Annotated in this window: 1 protein-coding gene; it reads left to right on the forward strand. The window is 41.9% G+C overall.

Annotated elements, in window-relative coordinates; genetic code table 11:
* The coding region (locus AB4512_RS24160) for a TonB-dependent receptor domain-containing protein (RefSeq protein WP_372176024.1) at nucleotides 1-532 on the forward strand (532 nt) is incomplete at its 5' end.
* Nucleotides 533-534 lie beyond the last annotated feature (2 nt).

The raw sequence follows: 534 nt of genomic DNA on the forward strand, positions 1-534 counted from the left end.
AGATAGTATCGCACTTGATGTTAAAGAGTCGAACGGTGGTTACACTAAAACACAATCTGGTGAACAACATCACCGTGGTGCCGAAATTTCAGCTCAGGGCTTTATTACAGAACAGCTATCACTTAGTGGCTCTACTATGTACCTAGATGCTGAAATTGTTAATCATGAAACTTATGCTGGTAACCGTCCAGCAGATGTTCCTGAGTTCTCAGCGAGCCTTTGGTCTAAATACTCTGTTACCAATGCGACTGATGTAAACGTTGGCGTTATCTATGAAGGGTCACGTTATGGCGATGATGCTAATACATTCAAAAAAGACGGTTACACCCGTGTTGATATGGGTGTTGCATACACGCTTAAATATGACGCTGATTTAGATATGATCGTTAGGTTTAATGTTGAGAATCTATTTGATACGGATTACTTAGCCGGCGGTGGCTCAACTGATGTAATCAATGGTCAGGTATATGCTGACGGTGTAGTCATTGGCGAAGGCCGCAACTACATGGCAACACTGCAGGTTAAATACTAATT

It is taken from the genome of Vibrio sp. 10N.222.52.B7, assembly GCF_041474275.1.
Classification (GTDB): Bacteria; Pseudomonadota; Gammaproteobacteria; order Enterobacterales; family Vibrionaceae; genus Vibrio; species Vibrio crassostreae_C.